This is a genomic window from Pseudolactococcus reticulitermitis, assembly GCF_002260845.1.
Classification (GTDB): Bacteria; Bacillota; Bacilli; order Lactobacillales; family Streptococcaceae; genus Pseudolactococcus; species Pseudolactococcus reticulitermitis.
This window is the reverse complement of record NZ_BEDT01000003.1, coordinates 200,892-218,903: the sequence shown is the minus strand read 5'-3', so window position 1 is coordinate 218,903 and position 18,012 is coordinate 200,892. Positions and strand designations below refer to the sequence as shown.

Here is an 18,012-nt window from a genome sequence, read left to right as displayed (position 1 = left end):
ATAAGTCTGTCCGAAATGGGCAGTTATCGAACAAATGCAGTCGTTGATAAGTATATCAAGATTACCTCAAACAGAAAGAAAAAATATGACCTTTAAATCAGGATTCGTTTCAATTATCGGCCGACCAAATGTCGGGAAATCAACCTTGCTTAACCATGTGATGGGGCAAAAAATCGCCATCATGAGTGATAAAGCGCAAACCACGCGTAATAAAATCCAAGGGATTTATACGACTGAAAACGAGCAAATCGTTTTTATTGACACGCCGGGTATCCATAAACCACACAACGCTTTGGGCGACTACATGGTCGAGTCTGCCTATTCTACTTTGCGCGAAGTCGATACCGTTTTATTCATGGTGCCGGCTGATGAAGCGCGTGGCAAGGGCGACAATATGATTATTGAGCGTCTCAAACAAGCCAATGTCCCCGTGATTTTGGTTGTCAATAAAATCGATAAAGTGCATCCCGACCAACTCTTGGCACAAATCGATGATTTCCGCACACAGATGGACTTTAAAGAAGTCGTGCCGATTTCTGCCCTTGAAGGCAATAACACCGAAAAACTCCTTGAAATTCTCAAAAGCAATCTCGAGGAAGGTTTTAAATACTTCCCAGATGATATGATTACGGATCATCCTGAACGTTTTCTGGTTGGTGAAATGATTCGTGAAAAAGTTCTGATTTTGACACGTGAAGAAGTGCCACATTCAATCGCTGTAACGGTTGATTCGATGAAACGTGATGAAGAGACAGGGAAAATCCATATTATGGCAACGATTTACGTTGAGCGCAAGAGTCAAAAAGGGATTATCCTCGGAAAAGGCGGCGATATGATTCGCAAGGTCGGGAAAATGGCACGTCGTGACATCGAAGTCATGCTAGGCGATAAAGTTTACCTCGAAACTTGGGTCAAAATCAAATCTAACTGGCGGGATAAAAAAATTGATATTCAGGCAATGGGTTATCGTAAGGATGATTTTTAAGGGTGGCTGTCTAAAATGGAAAATGCAGAGTTTATAGAAGCAGAAATTTCTAGCTCACAAAATCAGCAAAATAAAATGCTGGCGGGCACTTTTTGGATGACGGCAGGCGATTTCCTGTCGAAGATTTTGGGTGCCATCTATATCATTCCTTGGTATGCGTGGATGGGCAGTCATGGCGATCAGGCCAACGCCCTATTTTCCATGGGCTACAATGTCTACGCCCTCTTTCTCCTGATTTCGACGGCTGGGATTCCAGTCGCCATTTCTCGGGAAGTCGCCAAGTACAATGCGCTCGGCGATCGCAATATGTCCTATCGTCTGGTGCGCCAAATGTTGGTTTTTATGGTCATCTTGGGCGCCGTTTTTGCAGGGGTGATGTATCTGCTTGCGCCATTTTTCGCGGCGCTATCAGGTGGTGGTAAGGACTTGATTCCGGTCATGAAATCTCTGTCACTGGCTGTTCTCGTTTTTCCTGCCATGTCGGTCATTCGCGGCTATTTCCAAGGTTTGAGCAATATGAAACCCTATGCCCTCAGTCAGCTTTTTGAGCAGATTGTACGCGTCATTTGGATGTTGGTCACAGCCTTTACCATTATGAAAATTGGCTCAGGCGACTGGGTGGCAGCAGTGACGCAGTCAACAACTGCCGCTTTTATCGGCATGATTGCCAGTTCTGTTGTTTTGGTTTTGGCTTTGATGAAACAAGGCGACATTGCTAACATTGCCAATCCTGGGCCATCTAAACACCAGATCAATGCGGTTAACCTCCTCACGCAAACCCTCACGCAGGCCATTCCCTTTATCGTGATTGGGTCGGCGATTCAGATTTTCAAACTGATTGACCAAACAACTTTTCCGCACGTCATGCGGCTGATTGCCAATTACACGGATGCGCAGTTGGCGATTTTCTTCTCTTACTTTTCTGCCAATACCGATAAGTTGACCATGGTGTTGATTGGTGTGGCAACGACGTTGGGAGGGGTCAGCATTCCCGTCATCACGTCGTCTTATGTCAAGGGGAATAAAAAAGAGACGGCACATTTGATTAGTTATAGTCTTCAATTATTTGCTGTTTTCATGCTTCCAGCTGTTGTTGGCATGAGTATTTTGGCGCGTCAAATCTACACGATTTTCTATGTGTCGCCAAGCCAACTCCAGCTGAATTTGTTTGTCTTTGCCTTTCTCCAGAGTTTCCTTCTGGCTAGTTATGCCATGTTATCACCGATGCTCCAAGCCTTGCGCCATAGTCGCGTCGCAATGCGCTACTTTGCTTTGACGCTAGGCATCAAGCTTGTCCTTCAAGTGCCTGCGATTTTGCTTTATGAAGCTTACGGGCCGATGATTGCAACGACGATAGCCTTTGGCATCGGGGTCTTCCTCTTCTTGCGAAAAGTCCAGCAAGTCTCTGAGTTTTCGGTCAAAGTGACATTCCGTGGGTTCTTAGGCATTGCGACGATGACCTTGATTATGGCGGTCGTCGTGAGCGTGGTCAAATGGCTACTGCCAGATCACGTCCTGCTGGAAACAGTGATAGCGGGAGGTCTTGGATTCGCGGCATACCTAGTTATGGCAGCGAAACTAGGGTACTTAGAAAAATTATTGGGCGAAAAAGGCACATCTCTTCGCCGAAGATTGCATATTTAAAGTTTATAAGTTAGTAAATGAGGTAAAAAATGGGTAAATATCAATTAGACTATAAAGGACAACAAAGTGTCCAGAAGTTTCATGAAAAAAATATCGGGAAATCCGATAAGCAATTAAAATTAGAAGCGATTAAAGCACAATATCTCGACAAAAAGAAATCAGGCAAGAAATGAATAATCCCAAACCCCAAGAATGGCGAGCTGAAGACTTATCTCAGGGCTATATCGCAGACTATAAACCGCTCAATTTCGTTGACGGTGAAGGTGTGCGCAATAGTCTCTATGTCAGTGGCTGTCCGTTCCAGTGTGAGGGCTGCTACAATGAAGCGACTTGGAATTTTAGATTTGGCACGCCTTATACGCCTGAGTTGGAAGAACGCATCATGGCAGATATGGCTTTGTCCTATGTGCAAGGTTTGACCTTGCTGGGTGGCGAGCCGTTTCTCAACACTGGCACGGTTTTACCGCTGGTGAAAAGAATCAAGTCTGAGCTACCTGATAAAGATATTTGGTCATGGACGGGCTATACTTGGGATGAACTGATGCTAGAAACGCCAGATAAACTCGAGTTGTTAGCGCATATCGACATCTTGGTTGACGGTCGTTTTGACCTCTCTAAGAAAAATCTCTTGCTACAATTCCGTGGCTCAAGCAATCAACGGATTATTGATGTCCAAAAATCCCTGAAAGCAGGAGAAGTTGTCATCTGGGAAAAACTCAATGACGGCGATCAAGTCGTGGAACAGTTTCATAAAGAAAAATTAATCTAAAATAGTACTATTAATAGCGATAGATTGGGACAAAAGGCTTCAAAAATGGCTAGACTAAAATGATGCTAACTTTCGACTTTTCACAGCTTCTTGATTTTTTCAATGGTAGCAGCGCTTTTCTTACTATTTTGGTATTGTTTTGACAAAACAATACCCATTTCACACAAAATAGGCTATGAACCGTTTTCGATTAACATCGGAAATGGTTCATAGCCTATTTTTTAGAGGACTTTTTGTCCCAACCTCTTTTCTAATTTACTGCTTTTTTATAATTAAGGAGTAGTTAAGTATTTGGTTGTAAAATAAAGTATACATTAGAACAAGGAGGAGTAAATGGCGAAAAGTAAAGTGAAAAATGGACAAATTTTTGAACGTAAGGAAAAGAAATATCTGCTAACGCGTCAAAAATTTGAGAAATTAGTTGAGATGTTGCAGACAGTTATGTGTTTTGATGATTATGGTCTACATTCCATTCATACGATTTATTACGATACATCTGACTTTGATGTTATCAGGCATTCAGTTTCTAAACCGAAGTTTAAAGAAAAATTGCGCTTGCGTAGTTATGGTCAAGCAACGGTAGATAGTCAAGTTTTTCTGGAACTCAAAAAAAAAGTGGCTGGTATTACCTATAAGCGACGAGAAAAGTTAGCCTATGATCAAGCGCTAGACTTTCTTCAAGGACAAGAAATTAATAAAGAAAGTCAAATTTTAAGGGAAATAGCCTATTATCAACAACAAGAAGTACTCCAACCCAAGGCGTTGATTAGCTACGATAGACTAGCTATGTTTCACAAGAAGGATGCAGATTTTCGGATTACTTTTGACCAAAATATCAGATACAGTCTGACAGAATTTGATTTGATGCAGGCGAACTTGATTGCTCAAAACGCGTTGACAGACGATGATACTATACTCATGGAAATTAAAGTCTCAGAAAGTTTTCCGTTGGAAATTTCCCGCATTTTATCAGAACTTGACATTTATCAAAGTAAATTCACGAAGTATGGTAATATCTATCATCTAGCCATTGCCCCGCATTATTATCAGAAAAAAATATCAAATTTAACTTCTCAAGAAAAGGAAAATAAAACATATGCTATCAAGTATTCTACCTAGTTCAACCAACACACTCTCAGTCAGCTTGCCGGTCTTGCTGACGACGATTTTTGCCAGTCTTTTAGCTGGCTTCGTCATTGCTAAAATTCATATGTACCGCAATCATTACAGCAAAAATTTTGTGTTTACCATTGCCTTGTTGCCGGTGCTCGTTTCTGCAGTTATCATGGTTGTGAACGGCAATCTGGGTGCAGGCATTACCGTGGCTGGTGCTTTCACACTGGTTCGTTTCCGTTCAGCTCCGGGGAATGCGCGTGAAATTACGACGATTTTTTTCTCAATGGCGTCTGGTCTTGCGATCGGAATGGGTTATGTCGTTTATGCTTTTATTTTTGTCATTATTGTTAGCCTTGCCATGCTTGCCTACACGCAAATGAAATTTGGTGAAACAGCCTCAACGCAGAAACAAGTTAAAATTACCCTGCCAGAATATACAGATTACAACTCAGAATTTAATCCCATTTTTGCAGAATTTACCAATGGTTACAAGATTGAGCAAGTCAAAACGACCAATCTCGGGAGCTTATTAGAAGTCACTTTTTCGATTACAGAAAAAGATAGCGCCCAACAAAAGATTTTCCTCGATAAATTGCGCGAAGTCAATGGTAATCTGCCGATAACAATCCAACACAACAAGCTTGGGTTAAATGATTTATAAGAAAGAGTGTTTAATATGAAACATAAAAAAATAATAAGTATTGTCTCAATTATCGTAGGATTAGCCGTCATTCTTGGAATGGTTGTGGTCTTAAATAAAGGCAAGCAGACTTCTGCTATCTCGGCAACTTCGACTAGTAAAAGCACTGATGCAAGCAAGGCGAGTACAGCTAAAAGTAGTGAAACAGTCACCGCAACAGCACTTGAAAATGCGACAAAAGTAGATTTGTCACAAAACGCCAACTTGTCCATTACGCAAGCAGGTACTTATGAAATCACAGGGCAGACCAAGAATGGTCAAATTGCCATCAATGTGGGCGATACGGATCAAGTCACGATTGTTTTAAACAATGTTGACTTGGCAAACACGACAACGGCTCCCATTGCTATTACCAATGGTAAAAAAGTCACGATTGAAACGGTAGAGGGCACGACCAATACAATTTCAAGCACAGGTGAAGATGCAGAGAATACAGCAACGATTTATTCAAAAGATGATTTGAGCTTCACAGGCAAAGGAAAATTAGTAGTGACTTCAGCAGCTCAAAATGCCATTCAATCTAAAAATGATTTGACTTTTAGCAGTGGCACTTACGAATTGACTGCGAAAAATGAAACCATCAAAGGTAAAGACAGTGTGACTTTTGATGGTGGTGAGTTTATCCTAACTTCTGAAAGTAATGCGGTTAAAACGACCAATACCGAAGAGGCGAATCAAGGCGTGATTACGGTGAATGGTGGGACGTTCAATATCAAGGCAATAAGCGACGGTTTCCATGCCAGCACCAACATTGTCATCAATCAGGGTGATATAACGCTTGATGTTGAAGATGATGGTATGCACGCAGATGGTATTTTAGAGGTCAATAACGGGACAATCAAAATTGATAACTCATACGAAGGGCTTGAGGCGGCGGATCTTCAAATCAAGGGTGGCGACATCACAGTCAAAGCGCAAGATGACGGGATTAATGGTGCTGGTGGCAATGATAGCGAGACTGGGACAAAACAAGATAATTTTAATTCAAGCACAGGTAAGGTAACGATTTCGGGTGGTAAGCTGGTTGTTTATGCGGGACTTTCTGGTTCTGGTGACGGTCTGGACTCTAATGGTGATTTGACGATAACGGGAGGTATGATAACGGTCCATGTGCCGAAATCAGCTCGTGATTGGTCAACGATTGACTTTGATGGTACTTATAAACAGAGCAACGCAACGGTAGTAGAAGTTGCAGCAGATGGCACGACAACAGCTATTACCCAAGATACGATTGCAACCTTTAGTGGTATGCAAGGCGGTATGGGTGGCGGTAAAGGTGGTCCTAGAGGGCATTAAAGGAGCGTGCAACGGCGCTTTTTTTGTTTAAAAAGAAAAACATTATGCTAGGCCTATATCAGCTGTATTATCATAAATATGTTAAAATAAATAGGATGGGAAAATGGTATTTTTTATAATGATGGTAGGACAAAGGTTATTCGCTTAGGTAGACCTAGACTGTAAAGGATTAACTATGGAGAGTATGATGCGTGAAATACCAGAAGATTATATCAAAGATTTAGCCATCCGATTTAGCCACCATTCAACGGCTTTAGAGGGGAATACGCTGACATTGGCAGAGACAGCAGTTTTGCTGTTAGAGGGTATAACGCCGAGTAGAAGCGTTCATAAGCGTGAAATTTTCGAAATTGAAAGTAATGCACGTACCTTAGAAGTAGTTTTGCAAGAATTAAATGAACCAACTGAATTGACGGAATTTATCATAAAGAAGATTGATTACTTTATTGGCGAGAGCACTGTAACTTTTGCGGGTGAATACAAAAAGTTAAACAATTATATTGTAGGTGCTGAATTTCAAACAGCTAAAGCTAGCGAGACAGCCGAAGTAATGGCAGAGTTTGTTGTGGATTACAACAAAGCTCTTAAAGAAACAGGGCAGCTCTTTGAAACAATCGCTGAATATCATATTAAATTTGAAAAAATTCATCCTTTTTCTGATGGTAACGGTCGTACAGGCAGAATGTTAAATGCCTTAGTAGCACTTAAACATGATCGACTTGTAAGGGAAGATATTTACAGTATTTAAAAGCAGAAAACGCTAAAGAACTAGGAGAATGGCTAGAAGAATTATCTGAATTTGAAGTTGACAGATATAAGGCTTTTGCCTATGTTGCTTCGCAGGAAATAAAAGATTTTTCTCAACCCCTGCCTAAAAATAGAAAAAAAGCCTTAGAATTTGGCGATGATGAGCGGAGTTTTTATGGGATTTATCCGATGCTGATAGATGATACGACTTATTTGTTGGTCATGGATTTTGATAAGGCAGATGCGATCAAGTCAGCTCAAGCGGTTGTGACAACTTGTGAACGTGAAGGCATTGATTGCCTGATTGAACGCTCACGGAGTGGCAAAGGGATTCATCTCTGGTTTTTCTTTGCATCAAATATACCAGCGAGGCTTGCAAGACGATTTGGTAGTGCGATATTGACAACAACATTGATGCAGCAACCAGGCATTGATTTTTCGAGTTATGATCGGATGATTCCCATGCAAGATACCTTACCAACTGGTGGTTTCGGTAATTTGATTGCCCTGCCTTTGCAGTTCAAAAATGTTCAAGAGGGACGGTCAACTTTTCTAACTAACACTTTTCAACCGATTATGAATCTCTGGGAACATTTGCTTGTCAAAAAACACTATTCTGAAAAAGAGATTCTAGATTTTACAGAGGTGACTGAAAGCAAGGCGGGGTATGAACTTTTTGATAAGCATTTTCAACCAAAAGTTTCAAAAAGAGAAGTAGCTTATCCGAAAGCAATCCGATGTATTGCTGCGGGTGAGTTGATAATTGCTAAAGAAAATTTATCCAGAAAAGAACAAATTCAACTAATGTATCTGGCGACATTTAGAAATCCAGAATTTGTCAAACGACAACGGATGAGAGCGCCGATTTGGCAGGATAATATTCCACAGTTTATCACCAGTGCAAGAGAAGATGAGCACAATATTTATTTACCACGTGGTTTGACTGCCAAATTAAAGTCTGTCATCGATGACATTAAATGGCAAGATATGAAATCTGCTGGTCAAGAAATTATTGTCAAATTTAATGGTAGCTTGCGTCCAGAACAGGAAGAGGGATTTGAGGCTTTAAGTCAAACGGACTTAGGGATTTTATCTGCTAGAACTGGTTTTGGTAAAACAGTTGTGAGCGCCAAGCTGATTGCTGAGCGCAAGACGAGTACGTTAATCATTGTGCATTTGGATAATTTGGTCAATCAATGGAAAAGCAGACTAGATGAATTTTTAACCATTGAAACAGAACCCTTTGAAGAATTGACAAAAACAGGGCGAAAGCGGAAAAAAGAAAAAGTTGGCATCTTATCAGGTCAAAAAAATAAACAGTCGAAAGTTGTTGATATTGTCACAATTGGCAAACTTGCTAAAATGGCAAATTTGGCTGATTTCTTCAAGGATTACGGCATGGTCATTGTGGACGAGTGTCACCATATTGCGGCGCCTTCTTTTGAGGCAGTTATTAGATATGCAAGTGTTAAATTTCTTTATGGTTTGAGTGCGACACCACAACGAAAAGACGGCTTAGAGGCGATTATTTTGATGCGATGTGGGCAGATTGTTTTTGAAAGTCAAAGGATGCAGTCAGAAAATCTTTTGATTCAACAATATGTTTACCCACGCTACACGTCCATTGGTGAAATCTCTTCTGAATTTTTACATGATACTTACACCAACCAGCTAAAACGATTGTCGCAGTCGAAAAATCGGAACAAACAAATCGTTCAGGATGTTCTTGCGCAAGCAAAATTAGGTAGAACGGTATTATTACTCAGTGAAAGGGTTGCACATTTAAAGATTTTGTCAGAAATGATGCGTGAGGAACTTGATGAAATCCCTTTGTTTGAAATGACAGGACAAGGGAAGAGGGCTGAAAATCGTGATAAGATTGCCCAAATGAGTCAAATGAAAACGCCTTTCGTCTTGCTATCTACCAGCAAATTTGCAGGGGAAGGCTTTGATTTACCTCAGCTTGATACTTTGATATTTGCTTTGCCATTTTCTTGGAAAGGAAATCAGCAACAGTATTTAGGTAGATTACAACGAAATTTATCTGAGAAAACAGAATTACGTGTCTATGATTATGTGGACATTTCAGTGCCTCGATTTGCCAAAATGTACCAAAAAAGGCTTACAACTTATCGTAAGCAAGACTATCGATTGGCGGAAGACGAATTGACCAGTGCCTACCAATCCAAAGTGTTTGATAGCCATAATTATCAGCAAACGCTTGAAAATGATCTGTTAAATGCTAAAAACAGTGTGGAAATCATCGTACCAAAACTCAATCTGCAGTTGATTAGACGACTTGAACATGTCAAAGGAAAAGTTCAAATCATCACAAAAAATCCCGAAATTTTGCGAGGGAAGGCAAGAGAAACACAGAAGAGTTTGATTGAATTGCTCACACATCAAGCGATTCAAGTCATCTTCAATGCCAAAATTCAACAGTCAATCTTAATCATTGATGATGAAATTTGTTGGTATGGTAGCATTCAGTTTTGGGGGTATAAGGATCTTTCAGCGACAAGTATCCGATTTGTGAGTGATCGCTTAGGCAAAGAATTACTGGCGGATTATCCCTTATCTTGATTGCAAGATATGTGGTTTAATCAATTATATAAATAAAAAATAGAGGAGCGACAACATGGAAGCATTAATCAAAGCCATCAACCAATTCAGAGACGACAGAAATTGGCGGCAAGCGCATAACGAGAAAGATATTGCCTTGTCAATTTCACTGGAAGCGGCAGAGTTACTGGAAAACTTCCAATGGCTATCAAGTGAAGAAGCCATCCGAGAAAATATAGACAATATCAAAGACGAAATCTCTGATGTCATGATTTACACTTTGATATTGTCAAGTGATTTAGGATTAGATGTCACTGAAATAATTCAAAATAAGATGATTAAGAACGGGAAGAAATATCCCGTTGAAAAGTGTCGGGAGTAGGATGGATAAAACTTATATTCAGGATATCATTGGACAAAAATTTTCAACCATTGGTAGGGCAGCAGATATGGCGTGGCTTGGTTTTGGGAAGGAAGTGCAGGCGACTGACTGGAAAGGAAGGGACCGAATCGTACATGAGTTTGCCTTGCATCTGCAAACATCTTGGCGAATCATTGATAATCAGTCAGATCGAATTGTTATTGCTTCAGGAGATATGTACTATCCGATATCAGATACTGATACTAATGCTAAAACGTTTGACTGGGATACATTTGATTGGGATATTCAAGGTGGAAATCTTTATGATGAACGCGCTGAAAATATGAATTTATCAGAGAACGATAGTCGTGTTTTGGATGTAACGGTAAATGACCATTTTGATATCTGCATCACGTTTTCAAATGGTTGGTGCTTACAGGCATTTATTTCAAGGACTCAAGGTGAGGTTTGGCGATTTTTTGAGCCGACAAAAGGGAAAGACCACTTTGTCGCTGAGAATATTAAATGAGTATATAGCTAAATAAAGGAAAAACACCAATTTTCTGATACAATATAGACATGAAAAAATTGAAAATAGCCTATGTTGGTTTTGGCAAATCAACCAACCGTTACCACATTCCTTATTTGCAAATACGTGACAATTTTGAGATTGCTAGAGTCGTCACGCCAACTTTGATGAAAAATCCTGAGGCGCAACTTGCTTTGGAAGCGACTGGTACGCGTTTTTCGACAGATATTCAGGATATTATTCAAGACACGACCATTGACCTAGTTATTATCGTGACACCAGCCAAATCGCATTTCGCCTTGGCGAAACAATTATTGCAGGCGGGTAAAAATGTCTTGCTAGACAAGCCAGCTGTTGAGAAATTGTCTGAAATGCAAGAGCTAATAGCGCTTGCCAATGCCGCCAATCTCTTTTTCATGCCTTTCCAAAATCGTCGGTTCGATAGTGACTTTTTGACGGTTAAAAAAGTGATTGAGACGGGGTATCTGGGGCGCGTGATTGATATTCAGGTTCACATGGATCATTTTCGACCTGATGAGACGGTCGTCACAGGCTCGAATTTTGATGGCGCTTTTTACGGTCATGGTGTCCATCTCGTTGACCAAATGGTCAGTCTATTTGGCAGTCCTGAAAAAGTTCAGTACGATATTAGGAGTACCCGCCAGCCTTTGAGCACGCTCGATGACCATTTTGCTGTAGATTTATTCTATCCTGACCACTTAAAAGCTAGCGTCCATGCGACGGAGTTAGCCCTTGTGCCCTATCCAAAATGGTTGATTCAAGGCACAAAAGGCACGTTTATCAAGCAAGAGGTTGATCAGCAGGAAAATGACTTGAAAGCTGGCATCATGCCAGGGGTATCAGGATTTGGCGAGGATAGTCCGCAAGCTTACGGGCATCTGACCTATCTCAACCAAAACGGCGACCGTATCGAGAAATACATCCCGTCAGAGCTTGGCGACTATGGTCGGATTTACGATGCGGCCTATGAGACCTTGGTCAATGGAGCAGAAAAATTAATTACAGATGCGCAGATGTTGCGCGTGATTGACATTTTAGAAGGTGGTTTTAAAAATGGTTAGAATTCAGGACGATTTATTTGAAGCGGTCAATGCTGAGTGGCTGGCAGAAACGGAAATTCCGTCAGACCGCCCACGGATTGCAGCCTTTGATGAGCTGGTGATTAACAACGAAAAAACATTAATGCACGATTTTGCAACCATTCATGAGTTTGACGAACCTGTCATGACTGAATTTGCGAAATTCTACAAAAAAGCAGGCGATTTTATCGAGCGTTTCGAGTTTGGGACTGAACCTGTTCAACCTGAGTTAGACAAAATTTTAGGCATTTCAGATTTTGATGAATTGACAGGGAAATTTTCGGACTTGATTTTAAACTCACAGGTGCCTGTACCCTTTGGATTATCAGTCGATACCGATATGAAAGACGCTGTGCATTATGCCTTGACTTTTTCTGGTGCTGGCTTGATTTTGCCAGACACGACTTACTATGCGGCGGAACACCCACGTAAAGCTGAGTTGCTTGACTTTTATGCGAGCAACACGGTTGCCATTTTGCGTGAGTTTGGCTATTCAGCAGAAGACGCACAGCAACAAGCTGAGAACACGGTCAAATTCGATGCCATCTTAGCCCAGTACGTCAATACATCTGAAGAATGGGCAAAGTATGCGGAACTTTATAATCCTATCGCTATCAGTGATTTCACATCACACATCAAGTCTGTCCCATTTGCCAAAATTATCGATAGTTTAATCGGAAAGTTACCTGAAAAAATCGTTGTCTATGAAAAACGCTTCTATGAAAACTTTGATCAAATCGTCAATGCTGACAATTTTGAGCTGATCAAATCATGGATGTTGGTCAAATTACTGAGAGGTTCAACTCAGTATTTGTCTGATGATCTGCGGATTTTGGGCAGTGAATTTTCCCGCAAATTATCTGGTACATCTGAAGCGCGCAGTCAAGAAAAACATGCCTTTGACTTGGCGACGGGGCAGTATTCACAAGCTGTTGGGCTTTACTATGGTCACAAATATTTTGGCGAAGCAGCCAAGGCAGATGTGAAACACATGACCTCTGAGATGATTAAAGTCTATCAAGAACGATTGGATAAAAATACTTGGTTGAGCCGTGTGACGATTGATAAAGCCATCAAGAAATTGGATGCCATGACGGTCTTTATCGGTTTTCCTGATCAATTACCAGAAATTTATCAACAATTTACCGTGTCGCATGACAGTCTTTATACGAATATCACACGTTTTGATGTCGCGCGCAGCCATCGCCATTATGCCAAATTCAATGAAGATGTCGATAAAACGGAGTGGCACATGCCAGCCCACATGGTCAATGCCTACTTTAGCCCAGATAGCAACACCATCGTCTTCCCTGCAGCCATTTTGCAAAAGCCCTTTTACTCAGCGACGGAGCAAACGCCGAGCCAAAATTACGGCGGGATTGGCGCAGTGATTGCCCACGAAATCTCTCATGCCTTTGATAATAACGGCGCTCTTTTCGACGAGTTTGGCAACATGAACAACTGGTGGACAGATGAGGATTTCAAAGCTTTTGAAGCCAAGCAAGAGCTGATGATTGCTGAGTTTGACGGTCTAGAAATCGCTGGTGGCAAGGTTAATGGTCAACTGGTCGTTTCGGAAAATATCGCCGATGCCGGCGGCTTGACAGCTGCCATGACCGTAGCGCTCAGAGAATCTGACACAGATTTGAAAGCCTTTTTTACCCAGTGGGGAGAAATCTGGCGCCTCAAAGCCTCGGAAGAATACCAACAAATGTTGCTCTCAATGGACGTCCATGCACCGGGTAAACTCCGTGCCAATGTGCAAGCTAGTAACTTAGATGAATTCTTTGCCACTTTTGATATTCAAAAAGGTGACGGCATGTGGCGTGAGCCAAGCGACCGTGTTAAGATTTGGTAAATCAGGATAGCTCAAAAAAACTTGCTTTCTCTCTATTTAAGAGAATAGCAAGTTTTTTTCTATCGATATGAAGACGGCTAAAAAGTTTTACAAATTTTTTGAAAATTTCGATAAAAGGCGTATAATAAAACCATAAACATGTGATGAGGATGAGCTATCAAGGAGGCGACCAGATGACATCTATCGGAAAATATAAAATCAAAGACATTCAAAAAAAGAATCCCTTATTTTCGGCGATTAGAACGACAGTCGAAACGGCTTTTTATGCCAATAACGTCGAAAAAATTGAGACGGTTGCCCAAGCCTACAACTTAGCCAAAGATACATCGGGAACGATTGTCACTGATTTGCCTATCCATGAGCCAGAAATTCATGGCTTTCCAGAAGACAGCCAGGTGCTAGTCTTTAACGATGGCGAAGTCGTCGGCCGCACCTCAGCCGCGAGAAAAATTATCGGTCAACCAGGCGTAGATAGCGCTTATTTTGCACGCCTCGTTCGTGAAGCGGTCTTTGGCATCAGTCAAAGAAAAGTTTATACCACCGAAGTTTATGTCGGGCTGGATCCCGAGTTTATGCTCAAAAGTCATCTCTTGTTGCCCGCCGCGTATGCCAATACCATCTTAAATTACCTACTGAATTTCCAGCGGGAAACGACAGCCTACCAAGAGATGTATGCCCAGTCTAAAGCCTATTCGACTGGCGATTTATACGTTTTTGGCGATCCGGACTGGCAACATCCAGATTATCCGAATGGTCTAGCCCTTTTTGATCCCAAGCATAATGTCGCTGTGATTTTGGGGCTGCGGTATTTTGGCGAGTATAAGAAGGCAACTTTGACGCTGGCATGGGCAACAGCGCATGACAACAACTATATCGCCTGCCATGGTGGCATGAAGCAGTACACCCTGAGCGACGGCAAAAAATACACCATGGCAGCTTTTGGGCTATCGGGTTCAGGCAAGTCAACGATTACGCTGGCTAAAAATGACAGTAAGTATCAAGTGACTGTCCTGCATGATGATGCCTTTATCATCAATCATGAGGATGGGTCAACCACAGCCTTAGAGCCTGCTTATTTCGATAAAACACAGGACTATCCCATGACCAGTGACATGGTCAAATATTTCCTGACTTGCCAAAATGTCGGGGTCACGCTGGATGAAAATGGCAAAAAAGTCCTCGTCACAGCAGACATCCGAAATGGTAACGGTCGAACGGTCAAGTCTAAACTGGTCACGCCCAATCGTGTCGATCATATCCAAGAGAAAATCAACGCGGTTTATTGGATTATGCAAGATGAGAGCCTGCCACCAGTTGTCAAGGTCAGTGATCCAGAATTAGCCTCTATCTTTGGCTTGACCCTTGCGACCAAGCGGTCGACCGCTGAAAATATCGTGGGGGATATTGATGTCAATGAAATTGTCATTGAACCTTTCGCTAATCCCTTCAGGTCTTATGCCTTGGGGGAAGATTTCACAGCCTTTAAAAAGTTATTTGAAGATCAAGAGATTGACTGCTATATCTTGAATACTGGCTATTTCAATGGGGCTAAAGTCAAACCCCATCACACACTCGGTGCGATTGAGGCGATTATTGATGGTATCGGCAGTTTCGTGCCGTTTGGCCCGATTGCAGGCTTGTCCTATCTGCCAATTAAACATCTCAATCCTGATTTTGAGCACGAAGGCTATGTGGCATCCTTAAAAGCCAGTATGACAGAGCGTTTGCGGTTCATTGAGGCTAAGAAACTGGAAATGAATGCCTACCATGCTTTGCCATTAGGGACAGAAGATGCGGTCAAGAAAATTTTAGCAGCGCTTGGCTAAGTAAAAAAGCAGGATGACAACGTTTGAACATGTTTATCCTGCTTTTTTATTAGTTTTTAACTGCGAACATGAAAGACTTTATCCTTCAATTCATAGGTCACATCGCTGCGTTTGGCAATATCACTATCGTGGGTAACTAAAATCACGATTTTACCTTGTTCATGCGCAATTTTTTCAAATAAGGCAATCATCTCGCGTCCTGTTTCTGCGTCAAGATTGCCCGTTGGCTCATCAGCGACGATAATATCAGCGCCAGTAATCATGGCACGGACAATGGCGACCCGCTGTTGTTGCCCACCAGACAGTTGGGCAACTTTTTTGTGACATAAATCCTCAGTAATCCCAACTGATTTGAGACTTTCAGTAATGAAAGTGCGCTTGTTTTCTTTTTTGACACCGCTGATGTCAAGTGCGCTGCTGACATTTTGATAGGCAGTCATATAAGTCAAGAGATTATAGGCTTGAAAGACAATGGCAAGGTGGTGTCTTCTAAAACGTGTCAGACCGATTTTGTCTAAGTTTTCCGTATTGTAGAGAATCTCGCCTTCTTTTGGGGATTCAAGGGCAGAGATGAGCGACAGAAAGGTTGTCTTGCCGCTCCCGCTTTTGCCCAGAATGGCATACATTTTGCCTGCTTCAAATTGTAAATTGACCTCTTTAAATAAGGTGTCTGCTTGGTTTTGATACCAAAAACCAAGATTTTTTGTTTCTAACATGTCTTTTCCTCCAGTGATTCGCTTGGCTATTTTTTAGTTGGTCGTCAGTATAGCTTTGGGTTCCAGCCTCAAAATACCGACAGAGGCGACGCAAATCGCAATCAAAACGATGCCCAAGGCTAGAGCGCCGAGTAGATAAATCGTTTTCGCTGTCATTTTGACATTCATCCGCTCAATCTGTTTGGCCTCTTGCTCACTAGGCTTAAACGGTCCGCCAATATCACCCATGAAACCACCCCTGTCTTGGGGCTCAGCATTATTTTGTGCCTGTTCTTGTTGGCTTGTATTTTGTTGACTTAAAAGTTGATTGCCGATGGCATTGCCAATCACGTTGCCTGTCAAGCCCGCAAGACCAACACTGACCAGCATGATGATGAAAAGTTCAATGAAAAATTGACTGATAATCTTTGCCTTGTTTTCACCTAGACTCATCAAAACACCAATCTCAAAGCGCCGTTCACGAATGCTTAAAATGACGATTAAACTGAGAATAATCACACCAGCCACCGCAACCAGAATCACGATATTGGTTGCAAAGCTCGCGACATTGTTCAATGGTGTCAGCATTTGTTGATAGGCTTGGTCGTTGGCAGACAAGGTCATGGTATCAGTATCCAGTTTTTTGCTGGCTGCCGTTACAAATTGGTCTATTTTTGCTGGATCTTTTAAATAATAGACGGCGCTATCAATGGTTTGCTTGCTACTCTCAATACTATCCTCTTTAAAACTATTGGTCAGGACATAGTTAGCATAGATGGTGTTCGCAGGATTCAAAGACCGCATTCTTTGTGCAACAGCATCAGCAACTTGGCTTGTTTTATAAATACCAACAATTTCGACCTCGCGTTTTTTGCCATCTTCGTCTTGCAAGGTAAACGTTTTGCCAACGGTTAATTTGTTAGCGGTTGCTAACTGACTCTCAATCACAACATGGTTCGTCCCCTTGTCCTGTTCACCAATCGGACGTCCAGAAACAATCTTAGCAGTCCCGTCCTTAAATGTTGGGAGACTTAACAAATCGTTGACGCCCGTCATGTGAAAGTCCGGATTCATGGCAACGGTGCTCTTAGTATCATAGTTCTCGCCTAGTCTACCCCCCGCAGAATTTTGTTGCTCGGCTGCCTCTGAATTCCCCATAATTGGTTCAATACCTGAATCTGCCGCAGCACTTGCAGAAGTAGAAAAGGAATAACTTTTGACATTCGCCATCTTGGCTACTTTTTCTGCTTGGCTAAGCGGGACAGGTGTTTCCCTTATCCGCACAGGCGATCCGTCAGCGCTTGCCGTTTCTAATGATTTTCGTAGCATCTTGTCACGGTCTACTGATAACGTGACAGAGGCGCCAACTTCTTTTTTAGCATTTTCTGTCGCCTTAATAGCGGCTTGCCGAATGGTCAAACCTGCTAAAACAAATACCATAATTGCTGTAAAAACGAGCATTAAAATCGCCGTTTTCCCCACTTTTGCTGTTAAATACAGCCATGCTCTCTTGAAAAAATTCATTGACCCTACCTTTCGATTTAGCTCCCTTGAGCTGTTTTATAAATGATTACAAGTCTAAGTGTAAGCGATACAGCTTAAAGTAGACTAAAGATTTAGAAATAGTTGATAATCTTCAGCTAATTTTTGTGATTGATGGCGTATGAAGTGGGAGACGAAAGGCAGTCGAGATATAGCACGGCCGTTTCATAAATTTGGTCCAAAATATATTTCCCTGAATATTCTAAAAGAATATCAAGTTTTCAAAAGAAATAGCAGATAAAATTAATTATTATTTTAATATTGGAACAATATACTCCCTAA

General features: G+C 41.6%; 16 protein-coding genes. 14 read left to right on the top strand and 2 right to left on the bottom strand.

Features of this window, described 5'->3' with window-relative positions:
* Window positions 1–85: 85 nt before the first annotated feature.
* The 14 genes from era (at window position 86) to RsY01_RS07020 (ending at window position 15,493) form a co-directional block, all read left to right on the top strand.
* Window positions 86–985, top strand: a complete 900-nt coding sequence (gene era / locus RsY01_RS07080; protein ID WP_094784859.1) for a GTPase Era — start codon at window positions 86–88, stop codon at window positions 983–985.
* A 15-nt stretch (window positions 986–1,000) separates the two neighbouring features.
* Window positions 1,001–2,629: a putative polysaccharide biosynthesis protein gene (locus RsY01_RS07075; RefSeq protein WP_094784858.1), complete on the top strand. Its 1,629-nt coding sequence runs from the start codon at window positions 1,001–1,003 to the stop codon at window positions 2,627–2,629.
* Window positions 2,630–2,658: 29 nt separating this feature from the next.
* A complete protein-coding gene (locus tag RsY01_RS11010; RefSeq protein WP_167373242.1) occupies window positions 2,659–2,802 on the top strand; it encodes a hypothetical protein in 144 nt (47 codons plus the stop codon).
* Window positions 2,799–3,398, top strand: coding sequence for an anaerobic ribonucleoside-triphosphate reductase activating protein (nrdG, locus tag RsY01_RS07070; RefSeq protein WP_094784857.1), 600 nt, complete (start codon window positions 2,799–2,801; stop codon window positions 3,396–3,398). Before RsY01_RS11010 ends, nrdG begins: the two co-directional genes overlap by 4 nt.
* A 333-nt stretch (window positions 3,399–3,731) precedes the next feature.
* A complete protein-coding gene (locus RsY01_RS07065; RefSeq protein ID WP_094784856.1) occupies window positions 3,732–4,517 on the top strand; it encodes a polyphosphate polymerase domain-containing protein in 786 nt (261 codons plus the stop codon).
* Entirely contained in the window at window positions 4,495–5,175 is a 681-nt protein-coding gene (locus tag RsY01_RS07060; RefSeq protein ID WP_094784855.1) for a DUF4956 domain-containing protein, read from the top strand. The genes RsY01_RS07065 and RsY01_RS07060 overlap by 23 nt, the downstream gene beginning before the upstream one ends.
* A 15-nt stretch (window positions 5,176–5,190) precedes the next feature.
* Window positions 5,191–6,510 (top strand): carbohydrate-binding domain-containing protein, encoded by a 1,320-nt coding sequence (locus RsY01_RS07055; RefSeq protein ID WP_094784854.1) that lies wholly within the window; start codon window positions 5,191–5,193, stop codon window positions 6,508–6,510.
* A gap of 187 nt (window positions 6,511–6,697) precedes the next feature.
* A complete protein-coding gene (locus RsY01_RS07050) occupies window positions 6,698–7,258 on the top strand; it encodes a Fic family protein (RefSeq protein ID WP_157905795.1) in 561 nt (186 codons plus the stop codon).
* Window positions 7,259–7,356: 98 nt separating this feature from the next.
* Window positions 7,357–9,840, top strand: coding sequence for a TOTE conflict system archaeo-eukaryotic primase domain-containing protein (locus tag RsY01_RS07045; RefSeq protein ID WP_432205770.1), 2,484 nt, complete (start codon window positions 7,357–7,359; stop codon window positions 9,838–9,840).
* A 55-nt stretch (window positions 9,841–9,895) separates the two neighbouring features.
* Window positions 9,896–10,201: a nucleotide pyrophosphohydrolase gene (locus tag RsY01_RS07040; RefSeq protein WP_094784851.1), complete on the top strand. Its 306-nt coding sequence runs from the start codon at window positions 9,896–9,898 to the stop codon at window positions 10,199–10,201.
* Window position 10,202: 1 nt separating this feature from the next.
* Window positions 10,203–10,709 (top strand): hypothetical protein, encoded by a 507-nt coding sequence (locus RsY01_RS07035; RefSeq protein WP_094784850.1) that lies wholly within the window; start codon window positions 10,203–10,205, stop codon window positions 10,707–10,709.
* 50 nt (window positions 10,710–10,759) lie between these two features.
* A complete protein-coding gene (locus RsY01_RS07030; protein ID WP_094784849.1) occupies window positions 10,760–11,791 on the top strand; it encodes a Gfo/Idh/MocA family oxidoreductase in 1,032 nt (343 codons plus the stop codon).
* Window positions 11,784–13,667 (top strand): endopeptidase PepO, encoded by a 1,884-nt coding sequence (pepO, locus tag RsY01_RS07025; protein ID WP_094784848.1) that lies wholly within the window; start codon window positions 11,784–11,786, stop codon window positions 13,665–13,667. The genes RsY01_RS07030 and pepO overlap by 8 nt, the downstream gene beginning before the upstream one ends.
* A gap of 173 nt (window positions 13,668–13,840) precedes the next feature.
* Window positions 13,841–15,493, top strand: coding sequence for a phosphoenolpyruvate carboxykinase (ATP) (locus RsY01_RS07020; protein ID WP_167373241.1), 1,653 nt, complete (start codon window positions 13,841–13,843; stop codon window positions 15,491–15,493).
* Between the two features lie 56 nt (window positions 15,494–15,549).
* Here the strand turns inward: RsY01_RS07020 and RsY01_RS07015 are convergent, their stop codons facing one another.
* Complete coding sequence (locus RsY01_RS07015) at window positions 15,550–16,209, bottom strand: ABC transporter ATP-binding protein (protein ID WP_094784847.1); 660 nt, start codon at window positions 16,207–16,209, stop codon at window positions 15,550–15,552.
* A 33-nt stretch (window positions 16,210–16,242) separates the two neighbouring features.
* Window positions 16,243–17,712, bottom strand: coding sequence for an ABC transporter permease (locus tag RsY01_RS07010; protein ID WP_094784846.1), 1,470 nt, complete (start codon window positions 17,710–17,712; stop codon window positions 16,243–16,245).
* Window positions 17,713–18,012 lie beyond the last annotated feature (300 nt).